The organism is Bradyrhizobium sp. USDA 241, from assembly GCF_049739505.1.
GTDB classification, from domain to species: Bacteria; Pseudomonadota; Alphaproteobacteria; order Rhizobiales; family Xanthobacteraceae; genus Bradyrhizobium; species Bradyrhizobium liaoningense.
This window is the reverse complement of record NZ_JBMGPZ010000004.1, coordinates 2,295,647-2,320,225: the sequence shown is the minus strand read 5'-3', so window position 1 is coordinate 2,320,225 and position 24,579 is coordinate 2,295,647. Positions and strand designations below refer to the sequence as shown.

General features: G+C 64.6%; 24 protein-coding genes and 2 pseudogenes. 18 read left to right on the top strand and 8 right to left on the bottom strand.

The annotated features are described in order from the left end of the window. Window position 1 precedes the first annotated feature (1 nt). Window positions 2-1,771, top strand: coding sequence for an ABC transporter permease subunit (locus ABIF91_RS20750; protein WP_051394013.1), 1,770 nt, complete (start codon window positions 2-4; stop codon window positions 1,769-1,771). Then, window positions 1,768-2,499 carry an ABC transporter ATP-binding protein gene (locus tag ABIF91_RS20745; protein WP_028181802.1) on the top strand — a complete coding sequence of 244 codons (732 nt, stop codon included), beginning with the start codon at window positions 1,768-1,770 and terminating at the stop codon, window positions 2,497-2,499. The genes ABIF91_RS20750 and ABIF91_RS20745 overlap by 4 nt, the downstream gene beginning before the upstream one ends. A 135-nt stretch (window positions 2,500-2,634) precedes the next feature. On the opposite strand, the gene ABIF91_RS20740 is transcribed toward ABIF91_RS20745, so the two are convergent. Next, window positions 2,635-3,459, bottom strand: a complete 825-nt coding sequence (locus ABIF91_RS20740) for an IS5 family transposase (protein ID WP_424579276.1) — start codon at window positions 3,457-3,459, stop codon at window positions 2,635-2,637. Window positions 3,460-3,714: 255 nt separating this feature from the next. Further along, a complete protein-coding gene (locus ABIF91_RS20735; protein WP_028180708.1) occupies window positions 3,715-4,344 on the bottom strand; it encodes a pyridoxamine 5'-phosphate oxidase family protein in 630 nt (209 codons plus the stop codon). Window positions 4,345-4,467: 123 nt separating this feature from the next. Between ABIF91_RS20735 and ABIF91_RS20730 the strand changes: the two genes are divergently transcribed. Then, the gene (locus ABIF91_RS20730; protein WP_028180707.1) at window positions 4,468-5,352 is read left to right on the top strand and encodes a LysR family transcriptional regulator; all 885 of its coding nucleotides are present in this window, start codon (window positions 4,468-4,470) and stop codon (window positions 5,350-5,352) included. Window positions 5,353-5,462: 110 nt separating this feature from the next. Here ABIF91_RS20730 and ABIF91_RS20725 read toward each other — a convergent pair whose 3' ends face one another. Then, window positions 5,463-5,882: a PaaI family thioesterase gene (locus ABIF91_RS20725; protein WP_028180706.1), complete on the bottom strand. Its 420-nt coding sequence runs from the start codon at window positions 5,880-5,882 to the stop codon at window positions 5,463-5,465. A 218-nt stretch (window positions 5,883-6,100) separates the two neighbouring features. After that, the gene (pobA, locus tag ABIF91_RS20720) at window positions 6,101-7,270 is read right to left on the bottom strand and encodes a 4-hydroxybenzoate 3-monooxygenase (RefSeq protein WP_028180705.1); all 1,170 of its coding nucleotides are present in this window, start codon (window positions 7,268-7,270) and stop codon (window positions 6,101-6,103) included. A 261-nt stretch (window positions 7,271-7,531) separates the two neighbouring features. On the opposite strand from pobA, the gene ABIF91_RS20715 reads away from it, so the two are divergent. The 9 genes from ABIF91_RS20715 to ABIF91_RS20675 all read left to right on the top strand — a co-directional run bounded on the left by ABIF91_RS20715 (window position 7,532) and on the right by ABIF91_RS20675 (window position 16,522). Further along, the gene (locus tag ABIF91_RS20715; protein ID WP_028180704.1) at window positions 7,532-8,548 is read left to right on the top strand and encodes a TRAP transporter substrate-binding protein; all 1,017 of its coding nucleotides are present in this window, start codon (window positions 7,532-7,534) and stop codon (window positions 8,546-8,548) included. A gap of 258 nt (window positions 8,549-8,806) precedes the next feature. Next, window positions 8,807-9,316, top strand: coding sequence for a TRAP transporter small permease (locus ABIF91_RS20710; RefSeq protein WP_028180703.1), 510 nt, complete (start codon window positions 8,807-8,809; stop codon window positions 9,314-9,316). A 2-nt stretch (window positions 9,317-9,318) separates the two neighbouring features. Then, on the top strand, window positions 9,319-10,638 hold the full coding sequence (locus ABIF91_RS20705; RefSeq protein ID WP_035669674.1) for a TRAP transporter large permease: 1,320 nt from the start codon (window positions 9,319-9,321) through the stop codon (window positions 10,636-10,638). An 11-nt stretch (window positions 10,639-10,649) separates the two neighbouring features. Then, the gene (locus ABIF91_RS20700; RefSeq protein ID WP_028180701.1) at window positions 10,650-11,111 is read left to right on the top strand and encodes a DUF3237 domain-containing protein; all 462 of its coding nucleotides are present in this window, start codon (window positions 10,650-10,652) and stop codon (window positions 11,109-11,111) included. Between the two features lie 262 nt (window positions 11,112-11,373). Then, the gene (locus ABIF91_RS20695; RefSeq protein WP_028180700.1) at window positions 11,374-12,183 is read left to right on the top strand and encodes a crotonase/enoyl-CoA hydratase family protein; all 810 of its coding nucleotides are present in this window, start codon (window positions 11,374-11,376) and stop codon (window positions 12,181-12,183) included. Then, entirely contained in the window at window positions 12,180-14,063 is a 1,884-nt protein-coding gene (locus ABIF91_RS20690) for a feruloyl-CoA synthase (RefSeq protein ID WP_028180699.1), read from the top strand. Before ABIF91_RS20695 ends, ABIF91_RS20690 begins: the two co-directional genes overlap by 4 nt. A 25-nt stretch (window positions 14,064-14,088) precedes the next feature. Continuing rightward, window positions 14,089-14,850, top strand: a complete 762-nt coding sequence (locus ABIF91_RS20685; protein ID WP_028180698.1) for an SDR family NAD(P)-dependent oxidoreductase — start codon at window positions 14,089-14,091, stop codon at window positions 14,848-14,850. A 10-nt stretch (window positions 14,851-14,860) separates the two neighbouring features. After that, a complete protein-coding gene (locus ABIF91_RS20680) occupies window positions 14,861-15,280 on the top strand; it encodes an acyl-CoA thioesterase (protein ID WP_024340606.1) in 420 nt (139 codons plus the stop codon). Between the two features lie 90 nt (window positions 15,281-15,370). Continuing rightward, window positions 15,371-16,522 carry an ABC transporter substrate-binding protein gene (locus tag ABIF91_RS20675; protein ID WP_028180697.1) on the top strand — a complete coding sequence of 384 codons (1,152 nt, stop codon included), beginning with the start codon at window positions 15,371-15,373 and terminating at the stop codon, window positions 16,520-16,522. 193 nt (window positions 16,523-16,715) lie between these two features. Here the strand turns inward: ABIF91_RS20675 and ABIF91_RS20670 are convergent. Then, window positions 16,716-17,442, bottom strand: a pseudogene (locus tag ABIF91_RS20670) (glutathione S-transferase family protein). 38 nt (window positions 17,443-17,480) lie between these two features. Beyond that, the gene (locus tag ABIF91_RS20665) at window positions 17,481-17,756 is read right to left on the bottom strand and encodes a hypothetical protein (protein WP_028180696.1); all 276 of its coding nucleotides are present in this window, start codon (window positions 17,754-17,756) and stop codon (window positions 17,481-17,483) included. Window positions 17,757-17,883: 127 nt separating this feature from the next. Here ABIF91_RS20665 and ABIF91_RS20660 point away from each other — a divergent pair, with 127 nt between their 5' ends. Together ABIF91_RS20660 and ABIF91_RS20655 are read left to right on the top strand one after the other, a co-directional pair. Next, complete coding sequence (locus ABIF91_RS20660) at window positions 17,884-18,582, top strand: helix-turn-helix transcriptional regulator (RefSeq protein WP_028180695.1); 699 nt, start codon at window positions 17,884-17,886, stop codon at window positions 18,580-18,582. 5 nt (window positions 18,583-18,587) lie between these two features. Further along, complete coding sequence (locus ABIF91_RS20655) at window positions 18,588-18,902, top strand: YkgJ family cysteine cluster protein (protein WP_028180694.1); 315 nt, start codon at window positions 18,588-18,590, stop codon at window positions 18,900-18,902. Between the two features lie 97 nt (window positions 18,903-18,999). On the opposite strand, the gene ABIF91_RS20650 is transcribed toward ABIF91_RS20655, so the two are convergent. Further along, on the bottom strand, window positions 19,000-19,398 hold the full coding sequence (locus ABIF91_RS20650; RefSeq protein ID WP_028180693.1) for a hypothetical protein: 399 nt from the start codon (window positions 19,396-19,398) through the stop codon (window positions 19,000-19,002). A 292-nt stretch (window positions 19,399-19,690) separates the two neighbouring features. On the opposite strand from ABIF91_RS20650, the gene ABIF91_RS20645 reads away from it, so the two are divergent. After that, a protein-coding gene (locus ABIF91_RS20645) for an IS3-like element ISRj2 family transposase (protein WP_129557670.1) occupies window positions 19,691-20,820 on the top strand; the annotation gives its coding sequence in 2 pieces (ribosomal slippage) (window positions 19,691-19,943 and window positions 19,943-20,820; 1,131 coding nt in all). A gap of 212 nt (window positions 20,821-21,032) precedes the next feature. Here ABIF91_RS20645 and ABIF91_RS20640 read toward each other — a convergent pair. Continuing rightward, window positions 21,033-21,380 (bottom strand): DUF3307 domain-containing protein, encoded by a 348-nt coding sequence (locus ABIF91_RS20640; RefSeq protein ID WP_050995144.1) that lies wholly within the window; start codon window positions 21,378-21,380, stop codon window positions 21,033-21,035. 387 nt (window positions 21,381-21,767) lie between these two features. On the opposite strand from ABIF91_RS20640, the pseudogene ABIF91_RS20635 reads away from it, so the two are divergent. The 3 genes and pseudogenes from ABIF91_RS20635 to ABIF91_RS20625 all read left to right on the top strand — a co-directional run bounded on the left by ABIF91_RS20635 (window position 21,768) and on the right by ABIF91_RS20625 (window position 24,448). Beyond that, window positions 21,768-23,212, top strand: a pseudogene (locus ABIF91_RS20635) (TAXI family TRAP transporter solute-binding subunit). 105 nt (window positions 23,213-23,317) lie between these two features. Continuing rightward, window positions 23,318-23,536, top strand: coding sequence for a hypothetical protein (locus ABIF91_RS20630; protein WP_028182243.1), 219 nt, complete (start codon window positions 23,318-23,320; stop codon window positions 23,534-23,536). Between the two features lie 126 nt (window positions 23,537-23,662). Further along, entirely contained in the window at window positions 23,663-24,448 is a 786-nt protein-coding gene (locus ABIF91_RS20625) for an enoyl-CoA hydratase/isomerase family protein (RefSeq protein ID WP_028182242.1), read from the top strand. Window positions 24,449-24,579: the final 131 nt, after the last annotated feature.

Sequence of the window (24,579 nt, the reverse complement as noted above, 5' to 3'; positions counted from 1 at the left end):
GATGCAGAGCCGGCTTCCCATCATCGTCTTTGCAGCCGTCATGGCGGCGATCCCGTTCATCCCTGGCGTACCCCCGTTCTGGATCGTGCTGCTCGACAATATCGGCCTCGCGGCGCTGGTCGCGATGGGCCTCGTGCTGCTCACCGGCGTCGGCGGCCTGACCTCGTTCGGGCAGGCGGCCTTCGTCGGCTTCGGCGCCTACACCACCGCGGTGCTGTCGACGGCCTACGGCATGTCGCCGTGGCTGACGCTGCCGCTGTCGCTCGTGGTCAGCGGATCGCTCGCGGTGCTGCTCGGGCTGATCACCGTACGGCTCTCGGGCCATTATCTGCCGCTCGGCACGCTCGCCTGGGGGTTAGGGCTGTTCTATCTCTTCAGCAAGCTGGAATTCCTGGGTCGTAACGACGGCATCTCGGCGATCCCGCCGCTGTCGATCGGCACGTTCAAGATGCTCTCGCCCGGCTCGATCTATTACGCGATCTGGATCGCCGTGATCCTCTCGGCCCTGCTGACGATGAACCTCCTGGACTCCCGCACCGGCCGTGCCATCCGCGCGCTCAGGCGCGGCCATGTCGCGGCGGAAGCCTTCGGCGTGCACACGCCGCGCGCCAAGCTGCTGGTGTTCATCCATGCCGCCGTGCTCGCCGGTCTTTCGGGGTGGCTCTACGCCCATCTCCAGCGTGCGGTGAACCCGACCCCGTTCGGCGCGCATATGGGCATCGAATATCTCTTCATCGCCGTGGTCGGCGGCGCGGGCTATGTCTGGGGCGGCGTCCTGGGCGCGGCGATCGTCGTCGTGCTGAAAGAGGTGCTGCAAAGCTATCTGCCGCTGATCCTGCCGGGCTCCGGACAGGTCGAGACCATCGTGTTCGGCATCATGCTGGTGGCGCTGCTGCAGCTCGCGCCCGGCGGCCTCTGGCCCTGGCTGATGTCGTTCCTGCCCGAGCGCACCAGCGGCAAGAAGCCCGATACCTCGCTGAAGCTCGGGCACCGCACCCGCGCGCCCGGCGAGGCCGGCGTGCTGCTCCAGGTCGAGAAGGCACGGAAGCAGTTCGGCGGCGTGGTCGCGGTCAACAACGTCTCCTTCGACGTCAAGGCCCGCGAGATCGTGGCGCTGATCGGCCCGAACGGCGCCGGCAAGAGCACGACGTTCAACCTGATCACCGGCGTGCTGTCGGCGACCTCGGGCTCGATCTCGGTGCTCGGCAAGAAGGTCGACAACGCGCCGCCGCAGGAGATCGTCAAGCTCGGCATTTCCCGCACCTTCCAGCACGTCAAGCTCGTCCCCGACATGACCGTGCTGGAGAACGTCGCGATCGGCGCGCATCTGCGCGGCCATTCCGGACCGATCTCCTCGATGCTGCGCCTCGACCGCACTGATGAGGCCAAGCTGCTCGCCGAGGCCGCCCGCCAGATCGAGCGCGTCGGCCTCACCGAGCAGATGCACCAGCTCGCAGGCAGCCTCTCGCTCGGCCAGCAGCGCATCGTCGAGATCGCCCGCGCGCTCTGCGTCGACCCGATGCTGCTGCTGCTCGACGAGCCGGCCGCGGGCCTGCGCCATATGGAGAAGCAGCGCCTCGCGACGCTGCTGCGCGACTTGCGCGACGGCGGCATGAGCGTCCTCCTGGTCGAGCACGACATGGGCTTCGTCATGAATCTCGCCGACCGCATCGTGGTGCTCGATTTCGGCACCAAGATCGCGGAGGGCACCCCCGCCACGATCAAGACCAATCCCGAAGTGATCAAGGCCTATCTCGGAGTGGCGGCATGAGCGCGCTGTTGTCCGTCACCGACGCGCATGTCGCCTATGGCAAGGTCGAGGCGGTGCGTTCGGTTTCGCTCGAGGTCGGGGCCAACGAGATCGTCACCATCGTCGGCGCCAACGGCGCCGGCAAGACCACGCTGCTTTCGGCCATCATGGGCATCCTGCCGCTGAAAGGCCGCGTCGCCTTCGCCGGGCAGGATCTCGCCCGGCTCGACATCGAGGACCGCGTCGCGATGGGCCTCGGCCTCGTGCCCGAGCACCGCGAACTGTTCGTGACCATGAATGTCGAGGACAATCTCGAGCTGGGCGCGTTCCGCATCGAGCGGAGCCGGGCGAAAGCCTCGATGGAGCGGGTCTACACGCTGTTCCCGCGGCTGAAGGAGCGGCGCAAGCAGCTTGCCGGCACGCTCTCCGGCGGCGAGCAGCAGATGCTCGCGATGGGCCGCGCGCTGATGGGCGAGCCGAAGCTCCTGATGCTGGACGAGCCGAGCCTCGGCCTCGCTCCGATCATCGTCGCCGACATTTTCCGCATCGTCACCGAGCTGCGCGCCGCCGGCGTCTCCGTCCTGCTTGTCGAGCAGAACGCGCAGGCCGCGCTGAAGATCGCGGACCAGGCCTATGTGATGGAGCTCGGCGAATTCGTTCTCAGCGGCAAAGCAAGCGATATCGCCGCGAACGAGCGGGTGGCGGCCAGCTATCTCGGCTTCCAGCACGAAGGCGAGAGTGCAGTCTAGCTCTTCTTACCCTCCCCTGGAGGGGGAGGGTAATCGCATATGATCTTTCGGAAAGGTCTGAGCAAGCGCCTCGTCCTTCGAGACGACCGCTCCGCGGTCTCCTCAGAGCCTGACTCAAAAAGCGCAAGAACGCTTTCAAGGTCTGGCCAGTCGGCGAATTAGGCCCCTCAGATGGGCGATGAGCAGCCATGCGAGCTCGGTGGCGGCCGAGCCTTCGAAGTCTTTGGACAGGCGCCGGCATCTGCCGAGCCATGCAAAGGTACGCTCGACAACCCAGCGCCTGGGCAGGAGCTGGAAGCCTTTGACTCCGAGCGGTCGCTCAACGATCTCGATCGTCCACGGCCCACAGCCGGAGAGTGCGTTGACAAGCTGTTTGCCGCGATAGATCCGGTCGGCAAAGACATGCTCAAGCCTTGGGAAGCGGCCTCGCAAGTCCTCCAACAGGGGAACGGCACCATGGACGTCCTGAATGTTGGCGGGATGAACATATGCAGCCAGCAGAAAGCCGTTGGTGTCGGTCACGATATGGCGCTTGCGCCCATGGAGACGCTTGCCGGCGTCGAATCCACGCGGCCCGCCGGCCTCCGTTGTCGAGGCCGTCTGACTATCGATGACGGCAGCTGTCGGTGTGGGCTTTCGTCCTAGTTTCCGACGTGCCTTCCGAACCAAGGCTTCGACGATCTCCTGCCATCTACCCGTGTCGCGCCAAGCGTAAAAATAGCCCTGCACCGTCGAGTATGGCGGGAACTCCTTCGGCAAGGCTCGCCATTGGCAGCCGCTCGACAGAATATAGAAGATTGCCTGCACGATCTCGCGTAGGTCGACCTCCCGCGGCCGGCCCAATCGCCGGCGCGGCGGCATCTGCCGGGCGATCAACGCCCATTCTGCATCGGTCAGATCACTTGTGTAACGCAGCCCACTGCGCTGATACTGGAGACGAGCGGCTTTGGTCCACGGCATGGTGTCCTCCCTCGAATCTTTGCAAATCCGAAGGAATCACAGGCCCGCCAAAACCGCTCACCCTTTTTCGGTCAGGCTCTCAGGATGAGGCTTCGCTAGAGCGGTGTCCTTTGAAACTGCCGCTGCACACTCCGCCCTCATCCTGAGGGCCCGCCGGAGGCGGGCGTCTCGAAGGATGGCCGCGGGGCGAGTTTCCCGCGGCGCTTCCATATGCGATTGCCCTGCCCTCAAGGGGAGGGTCAGCGAGCGGCGCGTTTACGAAGTTTCCGCCTTCGCCCCCTTCAGCGCTGCCACCTCCGCTTCCAGCTCCGCGATCCTCGCGTCCCTCGCCGCCAGCGCCGCTGCCACATCGCCCGCGTCGAACTTCTGCGGGATGTGCTGGGGGCAGTTGGTGTCCCAGGCGGCGATCTTGAACAGGATGACCTGCTCCGGCTGTGCGCGGTAGCCTTTCGGCATCAGCGAGGTCGTCAGCGCTTCGTCGTCCTCGACCACCCGCGCTTCGCCCCAGATCTTCACGCGGCGGCGGTGCGCGTAGTCCATCACGAAGATGTAGGCCTTGGGGTTCTCCGACAAATTGCCTTGCGTGATGAACTGCTGGTTGCCGGCATAATCGGTGAAGGCCAGCGTCTGCTTGTCGAGTACCTTGAGAAACCCCTTCGGTCCGCCGCGGTGCTGGATGTAGGGCTGGCCGTCCGCCGATGCGGTGGCGAAATAGAAGCTGTTGGCGTCAGCAAGGAAGGCCGCGAGGTTGTCGTCGACCTCGGTGCGCCAGCCGCGCTGCTCGCTGCGCGCATAGGCCTCGCGGGAACCCTTGCGCGCCTGGATCGCCTTCACCGCCGGCGAGAAGGCGACGTCGCTGGCATAGGCATCAGCTGCTGTCGTCATCGGAACGTCTCCTGAAAAATTCCGGCGCATTCCTGCGTCTTTCCTGGCATAAAATAGACTTGCCAGCCGCTAGAACAATCTGGCCGCTTGACACTTCATCATTGCAATTTATGCAATAATCCCATGGACCGGCTCGAAGCCATGCACGTGTTCGTCACCGTCGCCGATCTGCGCGGCTTCGCGCCGGCGGCGCGCAAGCTGCGCCTGTCGCCTTCGGCGGTGACCCGGCTGATCGCCGCGCTGGAGGAGCACCTCGGCGCGCGGCTGTTGCAGCGAACCACGCGGCAGGTGACACTGACCGATGTGGGCACGCGCTATCTCGAGCGCGCCAGGCGCATCCTCGCCGATGTCGAGGAGGCCGACGGCTCGGCGCGGCAGGAGCGCAACCGGCCGAGCGGGCGGCTGGTGGTGTCGGCGCCGGTCGGCTTCGGCCGGCTGCATGTCGGGCCGGTCATGACCGCCTATCTCAAGCGCTATCCCGAGGTCGCCTGCGAGCTCAGGCTGTCGGATCATCTGGTCAACCTCGTCGAGGACGCCGTCGATGCCGCGGTGCGGATCGGCCACCTTGCCGATTCCTCGCTGGTTGCGCGCCAGGTCGGCATGATGCGGCGGATCGTGGTGGCAGCGCCCGGCTATCTGAAGCGCCATGGCGAGCCGAAGACGCCGGAGGCGCTGCGCGAGCACCGGACCATCCAGTTCGGCCCCTGGTCAGAATGGCGCTTCCAGCACGACGGCCGCGACATCGAGGTCATGCCGACCCCACGCTTCACCAGCAACAGCGCCGACGCGGCGCTGCAATATGCCGAGGCCGGCGGCGGCGTGACGCGCGTACTGGCCTATCAGGCTGCCGAGGGCTTGAAGCGCGGACGGCTGAAGATCGTGCTGGCGAAATATGAGCAGCCGGCACTGCCGATCCACATCGTCTATCCGACCTCGCGCCTGCTCTCGGCCAAGGTGCGGGCGTTCGTCGATCTCGTGGTGGAGACGGCGGAGTGGAGGTTCGGGTGATGCTTTCCGTCATGGCCGGGCTTGTCCCGACCATCCACGCGCCTCCTCACATGAAGCGCCAAAGACGTGGATGCCCGGGTCAAGCCCGGGCATGACGACGGAGAGAGAGCTCACCCCTTCTTCGGCACCACGCGGAACGTCCCGCTCGCCCGCGCGATCACGGCATCGTCGGCCCTTACCAGGCACTGCGCGAAGCAGATCGTGGAGCCGGTCTTGATGGCCTCGCCCTCGACCGCAAGCCATTGGCCGATCCCGGCGGCGCCGACATAGTCGACCGACAGCGAGATGGTGACGAATGACGTCGTCCAGCCCGTCGCCTGCGCGCAGCTATAGCCCATGGCGGCATCGGCCAGCGCCGCGATCAGCCCGCCATGAATCAGCCCGCGCGCATTGGTGTGCGGCGTCGCCAGCCGCAATCCCACGGTGACGCTCTTATCGGCCTTCTTCGAATAGAGCGGCTCCCAGGGATCGGTGAGCGGGGATTTGCGGAAATGCGGCTCGAAGCCGGCGGGAACGTCGATGGAGGTCATGGCTGTCTCGCGTTGCTGGTTGCCGGCATTGAACGCGATGTGGATGACGGTTGCATCAATTACAAAGTTTCAAACGGAATTTGCGCGGGCGTTTGAAACGGGCGCACCGCAAGCACAGATTCCGCAGGGTGGGCAAAGGCGCAACGCGCCGTGCCATTTCTCTCCGTTCAGACCGAAGTGGTGGGCACGCTTCGCTGTGCCCACCCTACGACACCATCTTAGAACGGCAGCCCGACGTAATTCTCCGACAGCGACGTCATCGCGGCCTGCGACTGCGTGACGTAGTCGAGCTCGGCGAGCTGGATGCGCGCGCCGATGGTGCCGGTGTCGGGGAATTTGTGCAGCATCGAGGTCATCCACCAGGAGAACCGCACGGCTTTCCAGACGCGTGCCAACGCCTTGGCGGAGTAGGCGTCGAGGCCGGCACTGGAGTTCTCGTCGTAGAACTCGCGCAGCGCGCTCGACAGATAATGCGCGTCGCTGGCGGCGAGGTTCAATCCCTTGGCGCCGGTCGGCGGCACGATGTGGGCGGCGTCGCCGCACAGGAACATCCGGCCGAAGCGCATCGGCTCGGCGACGAAGCTGCGCAGCGGCGCGATGCTCTTCTCGATCGACGGGCCTGTGACGAGGCTGTCGGCCGCCTCCTGGTCGAGCCGGCGCTTCAATTCGTCCCAGAAGCGGTCGTCCGGCCATTGATCGACGTGGTCGTCGAGCGAACATTGCACATAGTAACGGCTGCGTTTGGTCGAGCGCATGGTGCAAAGCGCAAAGCCGCGGGCATGGTTGGAATAGATCAGCTCGTGGCTGACCGGCGGGGTGTCGGACAAAATGCCGAGCCAGCCGAATGGATAGACCCGCTCGAACTCCTCGATCGCCGAAGACGGGACGCTGGCGCGGCTGACGCCGTGGAAACCGTCGCAGCCGGCGATGAAATCGCAATCGATCGTGTGGGTGACGCCGTCTTTGACATAGGTCACGCGCGGGTGACTGCCGTCGAAATCATGCGGCTGCACGTCCCGGGCCTCGTAGACGGAGGTGAGACCAGCGGCCTTCCTCGCATTCATCAGGTCGAGCGTGACCTCGGTCTGGCCATAGATCATCACCGTCTTGCCGGTCGCGCCCTTCATGTCGATGCGGTGACGGCGGCCGGAGAAGGCAAGCTCGATGCCTTCGTGCACCAGGCCTTCCGCATGGGCCCGCGCGCCGGCGCCGACCTGGTCGAGCAGCGCGACGGTTCCTTCCTCCAGGAGACCGGCGCGGATGCGGCCGAGCACGTAATCCGGGCTCTGCCGCTCCAGGATGACGTTGTCGATGCCGTAGGTGTGCAGCAGTTGCCCGAGCAACAATCCGGCCGGCCCGGCTCCGATGATTGCGACTTTTGTCCGCAATACTTGCTCCTTCCGATCCTGTAGGCTTTCGTCGCGGATCGCTTGTCGCCTCGCTCCGCGCAGGATACTTATATCATATAACGGTTGGGAAGAAGGGAGGCGTTCGCCGCAGCGCGACAAATCCATGCAACATGGATGATGTAGACGGCGCGGCGAGGTGCGCGCCAGTTCCGGCTTGAACGCGCCGGCCAATTAGATAACATGTTAATTAACGAGACCGGGCCATCGAAGCCCGCCGTCAAAAACAGGGAGAGACGCGTGATGAGAAGAGCCTGTCTGGCGTTGCTGCTGGCAGCAAGCGTGAGCCCAGCGTTCGCGCAGGAGAAGACCTTCGATCTGAAGATCTCGCACTGGGTGCCGGCCTCGCATCCGCTGCAGAAATCACTTGAGGACTGGGCCGCCGCGGTCGAGAAGGATTCCGGCGGCACCATCAAGGGCAAGGTGTTTCCGGCCCAGCAGCTCGGCAAGGCCTTCGACCATTACGACATGGCGCGCGACGGCATCGCCGATGTCACCTATGTCAATCCCGGCTATCAGCCCGGCCGCTTCCCGATCATCGGCGCAGGCGAGCTGCCCTTCCTGATCTCGGACGCCAAGGGCGGCTCGATGGGGCTCGACGCCTGGTATCGCAAATATGCCGAGAAGGAGATGAAGGACGTCAAATACTGTCTCGCCTTCGTCCACTCGCCCTCCTCGTTCCACTCCCGCACCAAGAAGATCGTCAACCCTGAGGACGTGAAGGGCCTGAAGATCCGTCCCGCTCATGCCACCATGGCGAATTTCGTCACTTCGCTCGGCGGCACCAATGTGCAGTCCTCCGCACCCGAAGTGCGCGACATCATCGAGCGCGGCGTCGCCGACGGCGTCACCTTCCCCTGGGGCTCCCTAGTGCTGTTCGGCATCGACAAGGTGACCAAATACGACATGGAGGCGCCGCTCTACACCACGACCTTCGTGTTCGTGATCAACAAGGACAAGTACAATGCGATGTCCGACAAGCAGAAGGCCGCGATCGACAAGAATTGCACGGTCGAGATGGCGGGCGCGGTCGGCGAGCACTGGGGCAAGTTCGAGGATGCCGGCATCGCCAAGGTGAAGGCGGAGTCCGGCCACGAGGTCTACAAGCTGACGGCCGAGCAGACCGCCGCCTGGAAGAAGGCCGCCGAGCCGCTGGTCAAGACCTGGAGCGATAATGCCAAGAAGGCCGGCGCCGATCCCGATGCGGCGCTCGCGGACCTGAAGGCATCGCTGAAGAAGTACAACGCGCTGGCGGAGTGACGCCCAACTGCGACCATGCGCTCACTGCACCTCTCCCGCTTGCGGGAGAGGTCGCGCCGAAGGCGCGGGTGAGGGCTCTCTCTTGGGGGCTCCCGATTGTGGAAGCACCCTCTCCCGTAGCCGATGCTCCGCATCGGCGTTGGCTTCAAGAACGGCAGCCGAAGGCCGCCTATGCCTCCCCCGCAAGCGGGGGAGGGAGCGCACCTCCCTCGCGGAAACTGAACCCGGCTTCGCTGGATCTAGATAGGATTCTTCCTCATGAAGCGCTCCTGGATGGATCGCGTGATCGACTCGATCGAATGGATCGCGGCCGGCTTCGTCGGCATCGTCGCGCTCGACATTTTCCTGTCGGTGCTGCTACGCAACACGCTGAACTATTCGATCCCCGACAGTTTCGACATCGGCCGCATGCTGCTCGGCATCCTCATTTTCTGGGGCATCGCGGCGACCTCCTATCGCGGCACTCACATCACGGTGGACCTGGTCTGGGGCAATGTCGGCCCGCGCTATCAGCGCTGGATCGACGTGTTCGCGACGCTGGTGCTGCTGTTCGTCGTCACCGTGCAGACCTGGACGCTGTTCGACAAGGTGCGCGGCACCTACAACGACAACGTCCAGACCTTCGACCTGCACATGCCGACATGGCCCTTCTTTCTCGTCGCCTGGATCGGCGACGTCTGCGCCGTGCTGCTGATCGCGATCCGCACCTACCGGCTGATCTTCCATCCCGAAGAGATGCACGACCCCAAGATCAAGGCGACGGAGTAATCATGAGCACCGATGCCGTCGCCGTTATCGGCTTCGTTTCCCTCTTCGCCCTGATGCTGCTGCGCGTGCCCGTCGGCATGGCCATGGGCCTCGTCGGCGTCTCCGGCTTTTCCTATCTGGTCGGCGCGACGCCGGCGCTGAAGCTGGTCGGCCAGACCTCGATGCGCACGGTGACCGACTACACCTTCGGCGTCATTCCGATGTTCCTGCTGATGGGCTCCTTCGTCAGCAATTCCGGCATGAGCCGGGAGCTGTTCCGCGCCGCCAACGGCTTTGTCGGCCATTTGCGCGGCGGCCTCGGCATCGCGACCGTCGGCGCCTGCGGCGGCTTTGCCGCGATCTGCGGCTCCTCGGTCGCGACGGCCGCGACCTTCTCCGCCGTCGCCTATCCCGAGATGCGACGGTTCGGCTATCCGCAATCCTTCGCCACCGGCGTGATCGCGGCGGGCGGCACGCTGGGCGCGATGCTGCCGCCCTCCACCGTGCTCGCGGTCTACGGCATCATCACCGAGCAGGACATCGGCAAACTCTTCATCGCCGGCATCATCCCGGGCCTGCTGGCGATGACCATGTACATGATCACGATCTTCCTGATCGGCTATTTCCGCCCCGACTTCCTGCCCAAGGGCAAGGTGACACCGTGGCGCGAACGCTTCGCCGGATTGAAGGAGATCTGGGCGCCGGTGCTGCTGTTCGTCTTCGTGATCGGCGGCCTCTACGGCCTGCCCTTCCTGCCGCGCTTCACGCCGACCGAGGCCGGCGGCGTCGGCGCCACCGGCGCCTTCATCATCGGCGTGCTGACCGGCCGCCTCGACCGCGAGAAGGTGCTGGCCTCGCTGCTGCAGGCCACACGCACCGCGGCCGCGGTGTTCACCGTGCTGATCGGCGCACTGATCTTCGGCTATTTCCTCACGGTGACGCAGACGCCGCAGAAGGTCACGGAATTCCTCACCGGTCTCGGCCTCGGGCCCTACGGCGTGCTGGCGCTGATCATGGTGATGTATCTCGTGCTCGGCTGCCTGATGGACGCCATGGCGATGATCATCCTGACCGTGCCGATCATCTTCCCGGTGATCATGCATCTCGGCTTCGACCCGATCTGGTTCGGCATCATCATCGTCATGACCGTCGAGCTCGGCCTGATCCATCCGCCGGTCGGCATGAACGTCTTCGTCATAAAAAGCGTGGTGAAGGACGTCTCGTTCTCGACCATCTTCAAGGGCGTGATCCCGTTCGTGGCGACCGACCTCGTGCGCCTCGTGATCCTGATCGCCTTCCCGCTGCTGGCGACCTGGCTGCCGACGCGCATGATGGCGCATTGAGAGATGAAGCGATGACCACACCCACGCTGGAAACAAAGTACGTCTTCACCATCACCGCGCGCATCGGCGACGTCGTCACCGCCGGCGAGACCGGCATCGGCGTCCGCCGGATCATCCCGATCATCGGCGGCGAGGTGAAAGGCGCGATCACGGGGAATGTGCTGCCGTTCGGCGCCGACTTCCAGATCATCCGTCCCAACGAGTTGATCGAGCTCGAGGCGAAATACGCCTTCGAGACCGACGACGGCGCAATCGTCTATGTCGAGAACAAGGGCATGCGCTTCGGGCCGGTCGAGCTCCTGCAAAAGCTCAAGCGCGGCGAGCCGGTCGATCCCAAGCTGATCTATTTCCGCACCGTGCCGAAGTTCGAGACCGGGCACGAGAAGTATCGCTGGCTGATGGAGCACATCTTCGTCGGCTCGGCCGCGCGCCATGCGGACCGCGTCGTGATCGACGTGCACCAGGTTGTGTGAGAGACACCCCCGTTTCGGCGCACTCCGCTCGTCGTCCCGGCGAAAGCCGGAACCCATACCGCGGAATCCATCGATTGCCGGCGGTCGAAGTACCGAACGACCTATCTCCGCCAATCCCGGGGGTTATGGGTCCCTGCTTTCGCAGGGACGACATCGAATTTGGAGACCCCCTCTGACCGATCATCCGCATTTCCCCCGCGCCGCTCCTCCTTGACTCCTTCCAAATTCGTTATACAACATAACTATTCTGATAAGGACGCAAATGACACAGGGAAACGCCGAGACCGCCAGCGCGGGCGCCTCCGGGCTGTTGAAGATCGAGCGGGCGGACCGGGTTCTGACCGTGGGTCTGAACCGGCCGGCCAAGCGCAATGCGCTCAATGACGGCATCATCCTGGAAATCGGCGAGTGTTTTGCATCCCTGCCCGAGGACATCGGCGCGGTCGTGATCCACGGCATCGGCGACCATTTTTCCTCAGGTCTCGACCTCTCCGAACTGACCGAGCACGATGCGACCGGCGGCCTGCTCCATTCCCAGATGTGGCACCGGGTGTTCGCCCGCATCCAGTACAGCCGCGTGCCCGTCATCGCCGCGCTCCGGGGTGCCGTGATCGGCGGCGGGCTGGAGCTTGCCTGCGCCGCGCATATCCGCGTCGCCGAGCCCTCGACCTATTTCGCGCTGCCGGAGGGGCAACGCGGCATCTTCGTCGGCGGCGGCGGCTCGGTGCGGCTGCCGCGGCTGATCGGCGTCGCCCGGATGATGGACATGATGCTGACCGGACGCGTCTATAGCGCGACCGAGGGCGCGTCCTACGGCTTCGCGCAATATCTGACGGAGGCCGGCAACGGGCTCGGCAAGGCGCTGGAGCTTGCGACCAAGATCGCCTCCAACGCGCCGCTGACCAATTTTGCCGTGCTCCAGGCGCTGCCGATGATCGCGGAGGCCAATCCGCAGACGGGTCTGTTGATGGAATCGCTGATGGCGACCGTCGCGCAGAGCGACAAGGAGGCCAAGCGCCGGATCCGCGAGTTCCTCGAACACAAGACCGCGAAGGTAAAGCCGAAGTCATGAGCGCGCAGCCGTCCTCTTCCAGCACGGAGCGCGGCGCGAGCAATTTCCCGCTGCGGCCGATCTCGTTCGGCGATCCCGCCGTCAACGTCGAGCGCCGCGATGACGGCACGATTTACCTCAGGCCGAAGCAGCCGCTCGGCGACTATCCCGTCCGCATCACCGAGCGCCTGCATCATTGGGCGACGACGACGCCGGACCGCGTCTTCATGGCCGAGCGCGAAGGCGGCCGCTTCTGGCGCAAGATCACCTATGCCGAGCTGCTGACCGCGAGCCGGCACATCGCCTCAAGCCTGATTGCGCGCGGATTGTCCGCAGAGCGCCCGGTCGTCATTCTCTCGGGCAACTCGATCGACCACGCCCTGCTCGCATTCGGCGCGTTCTATGCGGGCGTTCCGTTCTGCCCGGTGTCGCCGGCCTATTCGCTGGTGTCGAAGGATTACGGCAAGCTGTCCTATCTGATGAAGCTGCTGACGCCCGGCCTCGTCTTCGCCGAGGATGCCGACAGGTTCGCCGACGCACTCACCGCCAATGTCTCGCTCGGCACCGAGATCGCCGCGTCCTATGGCCACGTGCCGGGCCGCGACGTCACCCTGCTCGCCGATCTCATGGCGACGCCGCTCCGCGGCGATCTCGACGACGTCCACGGCAGGATCGGCCCCGACACGATCGCAAAATTCCTGCTGACCTCGGGCTCGACCGGCAATCCCAAGGCCGTCATCAACACCCAGCGCATGATCTGCGCCAACCAGGTGATGCTGCGCGAGACGCTCGCCTTCCTCAAGGACGAGCCGCCCGTCATCATCGACTGGCTGCCTTGGAACCACACCTTCGGCGGCAACCACAATATCGGCCTGACGCTCTACAACGGCGGCTCGATGTATCTGGACGCCGGCAAGCCGATGCCCGGCGGCATCGAGGAGACCGTGCGCAATCTCCAGGAGATTTCGCCCACGGTCTATTTCAACGTGCCCAAGGGCTACGAATCGCTGCTGCCGTATTTGCGCGACGACCAGGGCCTGCGCGCAAAGTTTTTCGACCGGCTGCACGCGATGTTCTTCTCCGGCGCGGCGCTGTCGCCCTTCGTCTGGGACAGCCTCGACGAACTCGCGGTGAAGGAAAAGGGCTACCGCGTGCCGATGCTGACGGGCCTCGGCGCGACCGAGACTGCGCCGTTCTTCATGTCGGTCAATCCGCGCACCAGCCGCTCCGGCCATGTCGGCCTGCCGGTCTCGGGCAACGATGCCAAGCTGGTGCCGAACAACGGCAAGCTGGAGGTCCGCTGCAAGGGGCCGAACGTGATGCCCGGCTACTGGCGCCAGCCCGACATCACGGCGAAATCGTTCGACGAGGAAGGCTTCTACAAGCTCGGCGATGCGCTCAAGCCGGCCGATCCTGATGATCTCAACGCCGGCTTCGATTTCGACGGGCGCATCGGCGAAGACTTCAAGCTCGCCAGCGGCACCTGGGTCAGCGTCGGCCCGCTGCGGGCGCGCTTCGTTGCGGCCTGTGCGCCGCTGGTGCGCGACGTCGTCATCGCCGGCATCAACCGCGACGAGATCTCCGCGCTGGTCGTGCTCGATCTCGACGGTTGCCGGCTGATCAACCCGACGCTGCCGACCGACGATCTCGTCGTCGCGACGCGCGACCGGCTGGTGCGCGAAGCCTTCCGCGAGCGCCTGACCCGTTTCCTCAGCCAGGCCACGGGCTCCTCGACACGGATCACGCGCGCGATCCTGATGGACACGCCGCTGTCGATCGACAAGGGCGAGGTCACCGACAAGGGCTCGATCAACCAGCGCGCGGTGCTGGAGCATCGCGGCGAGCTGATCGAGGAGCTCTACGCTGCCAATCCGTCGAACCGTGTGATATCGGTCGCTTGAGAAATCATCGCCAAAGGAGAACGCCATGTTGTTGAAGGATCAGGCAGCCATCGTGACCGGCGGTGCATCGGGGCTTGGCGCTGCCACTGCGCGAAAACTGGCGGCGCAGGGCGCCAAGGTCGCGGTGTTCGATCTCAATGCCAAGCTCGCGGAGACCGTCGCCGCCGAGATCAAGGGCGTCGCCGTGACCTGCGACGTCTCCGATGCCGCCTCCGCTGAAGCCGCGATCGCGCAGGCGACGAAGGCCCACGGCCCGGCCCGCGTGCTGGTCAATTGCGCCGGCATCGGCGTTGCCAAGCGCGTGGTCGGCCGCGACGGCCCGATGGCGCTGGCCGATTTCGACAAGGTGATCAAGGTCAACCTGATCGGCACCTTCAACATGCTGCGCCTTGCCGCGACCGAGATGTCCAAGCTCGAGCCACAGGCGACCGGCGAGCGCGGCGTCATCATCAACACCGCCTCGGTCGCCGCCTATGACGGCCAGATCGGCCAGTCGGCCTATTCGGCGTCCAAGGGCGGCATCGTCGGCATGACGCTGCCGATCGCGCGCGAGCTCGCGCAGTTCGGCGTCCGTGTGCTGACCATTGCGCCCGGGCTGTTCCTCACGCCGCTGCTCGCCAACCTGCCGCAGGAAGCCCAGGACTCGCTCGCCGCAGCGATCCCGTTCCCGCGCCGGCTCGGCAATGCCGACGAGTTCGCCGCGCTCGCGCTGCACATGGTCGAGAACGCCTACCTGAACGGCGAAGTGGTGCGTCTCGACGGCTCGCTGCGCATGGCGCCGAAGTAAGGCGCCGCGCATGTTCGTGAACCGGCGCGAGGTCCAGATCCAGTGGGGCGACTGCGACCCCGCCAACATCGTCTATTACCCGCGCTATTTCGCGATGTTCGACGATTCGACCTCGACCCTGTTCGAGGTCGCTGGCTTCTCCAAGCAGGACCTGGTCCGGAAATATGGCCTGGTGGGTATTCCCATGGTCGACACGCGGGCCAAGTTCTACATCCCCTCGACCTATGGCGACTGGATCACCATCGAAACCAGGATCGAGAGCATCAAGCGCTCGAGCTTCGAGGTGAAGCACAACGTCTACAAGGGCGAGGCGCTGGCGATCGAGGGGTTCGAGACCCGCGTCCTTGTCGGCCGCGACCCCGTTAACCCCGACAAGCTGAAATCCGCACCATTCCCGGCGGAAATGGTAGCGAAATTCACGGGGAGTTAAGTCTGGAGCTAAATCGCCGCATCACCAAAAGAGGGGGCTGAATTACCCCCCGATTTCTGCTTTCAAAGAAACACGTCAAGGGAGGAATAGATGAAACGCTTTTACCTGACCGCCGCCATCACCGCGGCCGCGCTGGCGCTGCCGGCATTGCCTGCGCTGTCCCAGACCAGCGAAATCACCATCGGCATCACCACCACCACGACCGGCCCGGGAGCGGCCCTCGGCATTCCTGAGCGCAATGCGCTGGAATTCGTGCCGAAGGAGATCGGCGGCGTGCCGTTGAAGGTGATCGTGCTCGACGACGGCGGCGATCCCACCACCGCGACCACCAACGCCCGCCGCTTCGTGACCGAATCCAAGGCCGACATCATCATGGGCTCGGCGCTGACGCCGCCGACCATCGCGGTGTCCAACGTCGCCAACGAAGCCGGCATCCCGCATTTCGGTCTTGCGCCGTTCCCGATCACGCCCGAGCGCATGAAGTGGTCGGTCGCGATGCCGCAGCCGATTCCGATCGTGGGCAAGGTGCTGTACGATCACATGAAGGCCAAGGGCGTGAAGACGCTCGGCTATATCGGCTATTCCGATTCCTACGGCGACCTCTGGTTCAACGACCTCAAGGCCCAGGCCGTGCCGATGGGCATGACCATCGTCGACGAGGAGCGCTTTGCCCGTCCGGACACCTCGGTGACCGGACAGGTGCTGAAGCTGGTCGCCGCCAATCCGGACGCGATCCTGGTCGGCGCCTCCGGCACCGCGGCCGCGCTGCCGCAGACCGAGCTGCGCGAACGCGGCTACAAGGGCCTGATCTACCAGACCCACGGTGCTGCCAGCATGGACTTCATCCGCATCGCCGGCAAGGCGGCCGAGGGCGTGCTGATGGCCTCGGGCCCTGTGATGGACCCCGAGGACCAGCCGGACACCGCGCTGACCAAGAAGCCGGGCCTCGCGCTGAACTCGGCCTATGAAGCCAAGTACGGTCCGAACAGCCGCAGCCAGTTCGCCGGCCATTCCTATGACGCGTTCGAAATCCTCAAGCGCGTGATCCCGACGGCGCTGAAAACCGCAAAACCCGGCACGCCGGAATTCCGCGAAGCCATTCGCCAGGCACTGCTGACGGAGAAGGAGCTGGCGGCGAGCCAGGGCGTCTACAACTTCACCGAAAAGGACCGCTACGGCCTCGACGAGCGCTCGCGCATCCTGCTCACGGTGAAGGACGGCAAGTACATGCTGGTGAAGTAGGCTCAGCGAGAGTTGAGAGACGACGAGAGCCGGCCCAATGGGCCGGCTCTTTTGTTTTGCGCTTCTAGAATGGCATCGCCACTGAGGCCGTCATGGCCGGGCTTGTCCCGGCCATCCACGCCTTGCCACGCGGCGCGAAGAACGTGGATGCCCGGGACAAGCCCGGGCATGACGAAGCGGATACACCGCGTTCCTACGCCGCCTGCCGCAGCGGGGTCCAGGCGAACTCCGGATAGTAATTGTCCATCATGCGGTCGACATAGGCGGTGAGGTTCGGAAATCCCTCGGCGCGCTCGCGCAAGCCGATTCGAAGAATGGCGAAAGAACGCCGGCGAGCATGCCGAAAGCGGTAGCATCGACGCCGCAGGGCTTGCTGCCCATCAGGTACGCCTTGTCGCCGAGCTGCACCGACAGCGCGAACAGCGAGCGCACCGCGAGATCGACGTCGTCGTCCGGCGCATGGCGGCCGAGGCCGGAGAGCAGATAGTTCTCGGCGACGCGGAATTGCGCATCCTCGCGCAGCTTCTCGCGATTGTGCTCCGGCGCGCCGTCGAAGAAATGCGCGGGCCCCTTGGCGAAATTGACCGGATCGACCCAGCGTGCGCCGACCAGCGCCCAGTAGACGTGATGCTCGATCATGCGCTCGAACGCCAGGCCTGCGCGCGTTCCTGCAACGAGAGCCCGGCATCGAAATCGAAGCCGTAGCGGCGCTCGATATGGGCGCGGATGAAGGTGGAATCGGCCACCGCCTCGCCGCCGTCGTCGATGAATGGCAGCTGCCCCTTGGGGGACGCGGGCGGCATCGCCCGCTCCTTCCGGTAAGGCAGCCCCGCCATCTTCAGCTGCACCTCCGTCTTGGTGACGAAGGGGCTGATTTCCGGCAGGCCGAAGCCGGCGCCAAAGCCGTAAAGCGTGATCATGCGGGCTCTCCTGAACCTGTCGAACGAGTTGACGGAACCTAGCGACCGGCTGCTGCCACCATGGTGGCAGCAGCCGTGATATCTTCTGCGAAGCGGGCCCCTCGCCAGGCGCGGCCCATCACGTGGCGGACCAGCGCATCCGCGGCATGGAGCAGCGAACGCGTCACGGCGGTCGCGAGCGCAAAGCGGAGGTCGACGACCGTGACATCAAGCGAAACGAGGCGGCGGAATGCCCAGGCCTGCCACGCCTGGAGCTGGAAAGGCTGGCTCCGCCACAACGGGCCGGCCGGGCCGAAATGGGTTGGAATGATCATGGACAAATCCTCTTCAGTCGATGTGTTGTCCCGGTATAGAACTCCCCTGCTGCCAACATCCTGTCAGCAGCCGCGCGCCGCCTTCTGAAAAGACCACCGGGAAAAAAGCAGCGACAAGGGACCTGTCATGAGACGCGCCGACCGGCTGTTTCAAATCATCCAGGTGCTGAGGCGCACGCGGAAGCCGCTGACGGCGGACGCGATCGCGGCCGAGCTCGAGACCTCGAAGCGCACGATCTATCGCGATATCGCGACGCTGATCGGCCAACGCGTGCCGATCCGCGGCGAAGCCGGCATGGGTTACATTCTGGAGAAAGGCTTCGACCTCCCGCCGCTCATGCTGACACCCGACGAGATCGAGGCGGCGGTGCTGGGCGCGCAATGGGTCGCGGGTCACGCCGACTCCACGCTGGCGCGCGCGGCCGAAGACTTGATGGCCAAGATCGCCGACACCGTGCCTGAGCGCCTGCGGCCCTTCGTGCTGGAGCCGGCGAGCCGGGCGCGGCCGAGCTGGAACAGGGAACCGGACCGCCTGGACATGGCGCGCACCCGCACCCAGATCCACGAAGGCAGGAAGATCATGCTACGCTACCGCGACGAGCAGGGGCGTCCCAGCGAGCGCGTGATCTGGCCGATCTCGGTCGGCTATCTCGAAGCGGTGCGGCTGCTGGCGGCCTGGTGCGAGCTGCGCGGCGACTTCCGCAGCTTCCGGACCGACCGCGTGGTCGAGGCGACCTATCTCGACGAGAAATATCCGGAGCGGCGCGACGTGCTGCGCGCAAGATGGCGGCAGAGCCTGGTCTGGGGTCCGCCAAAGGATACGTGAAGACGATGGAAGAGATCGACCTGTCGAGCTGTTGCCAGGGTTGCGGCGCCTGCTGCGGCTATTCGCAAAACTGGCCGCGCTTCTCGATCGAGAGCGACGAGGAGCTTGCCGCGATTCCCGAAGGGCTGGTCAATGCGCGCCAGTCCGGCATGCGCTGCGAGGGTGATCGCTGCTCGGCCCTGCAGGGAGAGATCGGAAAGATGACGGCCTGCGGCATCTATGAAGTGCGGCCGGAGGTGTGCCGCACCTGCATGCCGGGCGACGCCGAATGCGCGATGGCACGCCGGAAGTTCGGGTTGCCCGTTATCGAGGCCGCTTAGAGCATGATCCGGAAAAGTGTGCAGCGGTTTTCCGAAAAGATCATGCTCAAACAATAGCCTAAAGCGCGATGACGATTCATCCTAATCGCATCTCGCTTTAGGCGGGAACGGCTTCGCCGATTTCGTCGTCGAGCTCGTCATCGAGCGGTGCGAGCACCGAGAGCGGCTTGGTCGACAGCGTGATCGGCTTGCGCCCGCCCGACAGCGACGGCGAGGATTTCACCGCGCCTTCGCGCGACAGCGCGTAGAGCGTCGAGCCGACGCGGCCGCCGTTCTCGACCAGGTCGCGCTCGCTGCAGCTTGCTGCGATCGCGACCGCCAGCGAGTGCAAATGGCTGCGGCGGTAGCAGAACAGCGCCAGCCTGGCGCGCGCGTCCGGGGCAACACTCTCAACCAGCCTCGGCAGCCCACTCTCGCTGGCGCGATACATTTCGCCAAGGAGCTCGTCGCGGACCGGGCAGAAATCGCTTTCAAAGGTGTCGCGGCTTGAAAACATTGCAGTTCTCCCTCGTGTCAGGAAGATGCAGCGCAATTCTCTAACGAAAGGTTAACCACGCTGCCCGGTAGTCACCCGGGGTGCTTGCCCCCTGGCCGCGAATCGGACGCGCGGGGCGCAAATGCCCTTTCCGGCGTCATGGCCGGGCTTGTCCCGGCCATCCACGGAGAGCCGCGAAGAACGTGGATGCCCGGGACAAGCCCGAGAGCTGGCCCCGCAAATTCGGACAGTAGCTTGAGTGGATTTTCTGCCTGACAGCGGCGAGGATTCTTGCTGCGAATCAGGAGCGAAGATGACGAAGAAGAGCCGCCGGACGCATTCTCCGGCATTCAAGGCGAAGGTTGCTTTGGCTGCGGTCAAAGGCGACAAGACACTGGCGGAGCTGGCGCAACTGTTTGATGTTCATCCGAACCAGATCACGATCTGGAAAAACCAGCTCCTGGAAGGCGCCGCCGGCGTGTTTGGGCATGACAAGACATCGGCCGAGACGCCGGTCGATTTGAAGGCGTTACATGCCAAGATCGGCGAGCTGGCGTTGGAAAACGATTTTTTGTCCGGCGCGCTCACCAAGGCGGGCCTGCTGAGCGCAAAGCGATGATCGACCGCGATCATGATCTTTCTATCGTGCGCCAGGCGAAGGTCCTGAAGCTGGCTCGCAGCACGGTCTACTATGAACCTCGGCCAGTTTCGGCCGAGGACCTTGCCTTGATGCGTCGGCTCGATGAGCTGCATCTCGATTATCCCTTCGCGGGAGCGCGTATGCTGCGATCGTTGCTGCGGCGGGAGGGCGTATACGCCGGTCGCCGCCACATCGCGACGCTGATGAAGCGCATGGGGATCGAGGCGGTCTATCGTCGCCCGAACACGAGCAAGCCGGCTCCGGGTCACAAGATCTACCCGTACCTGTTGCGCGGATTGAAGATCGAGCGGCCCGACCATGCGTGGGCAATGGACATCACCTACATTCCGATGCGGCGTGGCTTCGTCTATCTCGCGGCGGTCGTCGATGTGTTCAGCCGACGGGTCCTGGCCCATCGCGTCTCGATCACAATGGAGGCGGCCTTCTGCGTCGAAGCGGTCCAGGAGGCGTTGGCGAAGCACGGCAGGCCCGAGATTTTCAACACGGATCAGGGCAGCCAGTTCACCAGCCTCGAGTTCACCGATGTGCTGCTGGACGCGAAGATCGCCATCAGCATGGACGGCAAGGGCGCCTGGCGCGACAACGTGTTTGTCGAGCGGCTCTGGCGCACGGTCAAATACGAAGAAGTATATCTCCGCGCCTACGACAGCGTGTCCGAGGCGCGAGCGTCAATTGCCAAGTATCTGGCCTTCTACAATCAGGGACGCCCTCACTCGAGCCTTGACGGGCGCACGCCCGACGAGGCTTACTTCGGCACGCAAGCTATGGTGATGGCCGCATGACCGTCGCCGACGGTTTTGTCGTCGCTCTGGTCGGGCTACGCCCTCCCGACGCAACGACAAAACCGTAAAGCCCCGCGTTCAGCATAACCCGGCAGGAATCCACTTAAATCCAGCGGGGCGCTGTCCAAACAACCGGGGCCAGCTCTCCGGGCATGACGACCTTTCGTGATGCAAGCGATTGCTTCCAGCCAAAGGCGGCAGGACGGCCGCCCTCAGTTCGCCGCCATGAAGATGGAGAGGCCGAAGCCGGTAAGATGGTGCAGCGCCTGGTCGACGCCGATCAGGGTCCAGAACCAGGGATGCGCAAGGTCGACGCCGAAATTGGCGGAGACGAACCCCTTGGCGCGGTCGATCGTGATGTGGATCGCGAAGTCGATCAGCGCCACGAACCAGAATCTCGGCGCCACGATCAGGATCAGCGGCAGCGCAACAGCAAGGTGGATCAGGCAGTGCACCAGAAGCGGCAGGGCCCAGCCATGCTTCTGGTCCTTGCCGTGCGCCATCCAGGCGGTCTGGAGAACGAAATCGGCGATGATGTGCTTGAAGGTGAGCAGCAACATCCAGCCAATGAGCGCTTCAACCGGAATCGCCGATGACATGGGTGGAAACGACAAGCTGACGCCTCATGACGTGACGAGAAGAATTGGAGCGTTCAGCGCAACTTCTTCTTGGGCCGGTCAAATCGCCGGGACGCGCGATTTATGACATTTCCCGCGGCGGAATGCAGCCGGGGGAACCGGAAAATCGCCAAGTGTGGCTAACTGGTGATAGGATGACCAATCGCCGCGGACGTGTCGCGTCCGGTTGCCTCCGGCTCGAAATTTGCGTTCTGTTACCGTCGCGCTATCATCGGCGACAGAGAAAATCTTTCTTTTTTCAGGCATTTACGAACTGCAGGGCGCCCGCCGCGAGCCGACCGCCATCCGAGATTAAGGCCAGGTGCTGCCATGAGTACTGAAGGCCCCACCTCATCGCCGACCGAACCGCCGCCCCGGCGCCCCAAGGTAATCAAGACAAACCAGCAGCAGGTTTTCCTCTACGTCGTGCTGACCCTGCTGCTGTCGTTCGCCACCGTCTGGGGCGGTCGCGCCTTGCTGCACAATTCGGAGACGCTGACCTTCGCCGTCGGCGCTCCCGACAGTGATGAGGCGCTGTTCGCGGCCAAGCTCGCCACTGTGGTGAAGGACAACGCCTCCCGCGTCCGGATCGAGATCGTCAACAACGCGGATAACGCCAAGCGCTCGCCCAATTCGACCGCAAGCAGGCTGACCTCGCCGTCCTGCGCAGCGACTCCAAGGTGCCGCTGCGCGCGCGCACGCTCGCGATCCTCGAGCATGATCTCGTGCTGCTGCTCAGGCCCGGCAACAAGAAGATCAAGTCCCTCTCCGAGCTCAGGAAGAAGAAAGTCGCGGTCGTCGCCGAGAACGAAGCCTCGCTCGCCTTCGTCCGCAGCATCCTCGAGGCCCCGGACGGCCCTGAGGCTGCGAGGGTCCAGATGGCGCCGCAGGGCGCAACGCTCGACAGGCTGTTTGGCCCGCCGAACGGCTTTGGCGCGGTGGTCGCCATCGTCCACGCCTCCAGGGCCGTCAGGGACAAATCCTATGAGCAAGTCGCCAGACGCGGCGGCTTCACGCTGAACGCGATCGACGAAGCGAAGATGCTGGCCCGCAAATTCCCGGGCATCTCCGGCGAGACACTGACGGCAGGCACGTTGTCGACATCGCCGCAAATTCCCGACGACGATCTCGACACGATCGGGCTCGAATGGCTCCTGGTCGCACAATCCAGAATGTCCCCGACGACGGCAGGCGAGCTCGCGCGTACCATCTACGAGAACAAGTCCGCGCTCGGCCTCGACAACGGCTTCGCCACCAGGATAGAACCCGCGTCCGTCGAGAAGGATGCGTTCGTGATCGCGCACCGGGGCGCCGCCGATTACATCAACGACGACACCAAGTCGTTCATCGATAAGTACAGCGACCTGATGTATGTGGGCGTGGCCGCGCTCAGCATCATCGGTTCGATCTTCGCGGCGATCTACGCCAAGATCACGAGGATCGCGCCGGAGAAGGCCAGCGAGCTCTCCACCGCCATCCTCGACATCGGCGAGCGGATCGAGCATGCCCACTCGCTGGACCAGCTCGAATGTCTCCAGGACGAGCTGGAGGCCATCTTGCGCGGCGCCGTTGTCGGCCTCAGAGACGGCACGATCAGTACCGACGGGCTCGACACCTTCAAGCTCGGCTACGAATTCGTCCGCGACGAGATCGGCATGCGCCGCGACTATCTCAAACGTCATGCCGGCGAAGCCGACAAGACGGTGGGCGATGTTGGCCCGGCCCAGCTGGACGACAGCAATGTCGTGGTGGTGAAGACCGCCCAGAGCGCCTGATCCGCCGGTTTGGGCCGCCCACCGCCACGCCGCACGTCAGCCGGCCGCCTGGAACTCCGCCCATTCGCAATTGTTGGCTTTCCGGCTGCAACCGGAGAATGCGGCATGCGTGCACTCCTTATCACCCTTCTGCTGGCCATGCTGGCGGCGGCCGGCTACTTCGCCTATTCCGCAATGGCGGTCGAAGGCGAGCCGATCCCGACGGAAGGCTATGTGGCGCTGGCGCTGGGCGCGGGGTTTTCCGTCATCGTCGGCGTCGGGCTCATGGTGCTGCTGTTCTTCAGCAGCCGCCGCGGCTACGACGAGCCGCCAAATTTCAAGTAGGCACTCCACGAGCGACGGCGGCACGGATGAGCGCGCTCGGTGCAGCCGCGCCAATGAAACTGCCCGCGCCCGTCGTTGACGGCCTCCGCCGGGGCGGGCACTTTGGCGCCGACAATGGAGACAAGAATGTCGGACACCGCCGAGGCAGCCACCGGCCCCCTGATCGAGATCACCGGCGCACGCGCCACCATCCGCCTCAATCGACCGAAACATCTCAACCGGCTCCAGGCGGAGGATCTCGGCGAGTTGACGAGACTGTTCGACCGGGTCGAGGCCGATCCCGATATTCGCGTGCTGGTGCTGACCGGCACCGGGCGTGCCTTCTCCGCGGGCTACGATCTCAACTCGGTGGCGGAGCGCGCGGTCAGCGCGAGCGAGCAGCAGAGCGCGGGCTCGGCCTTCGAGGTGATCGTCAACCGGCTGGAGGATTTGGGCGTACCGACCATCTGCCGGCTCAACGGCGGCGTCTATGGCGGCGCGACCGACCTAGCGCTCGCCTGCGATTTCCGGATCGGCGTCGATACCGCGGAAATGTTCATGCCGGCGGCGCGGCTTGGGCTGCATTATTACCCGAGCGGCATCAAACGCTACGTGACGCGTCTCGGCGTGGACAATGCCAAGAAGCTGTTCCTGACCGCGCAGAAGATCAGCGCGCCGGAGATGCTGCGCATCGGCTATCTCACCGCGATGGTGCCGGTGGAATTCCTGGACGAGGAAGTCGACAGGCTCGCTGGTGTCCTCGCCGGCAACGCCCCGCAGGCGATGCGCGGCATGAAGCGCGCCATCAACGAGTTCGCCCGCGGCGAGTTCGATGAAGCCGCCGCCGACCAGCGCCACCGCGACAGCATGCGCGGCGACGAGATTAAGGAAGGCATCAAGGCGTTTGCGGAGAAGCGGGCACCACGGTTTTGACGATGCAGCCAAGGCACATTCGTCGTCCCGGACAAGCGCGCGTCAAGCGCGCGCCGGGACCCGCAACCACAGGGAGTGGTTGTGACGCAAAGCTGGTAACTCCGAGTCTTCGCCAAATCAAATCCGGTGGT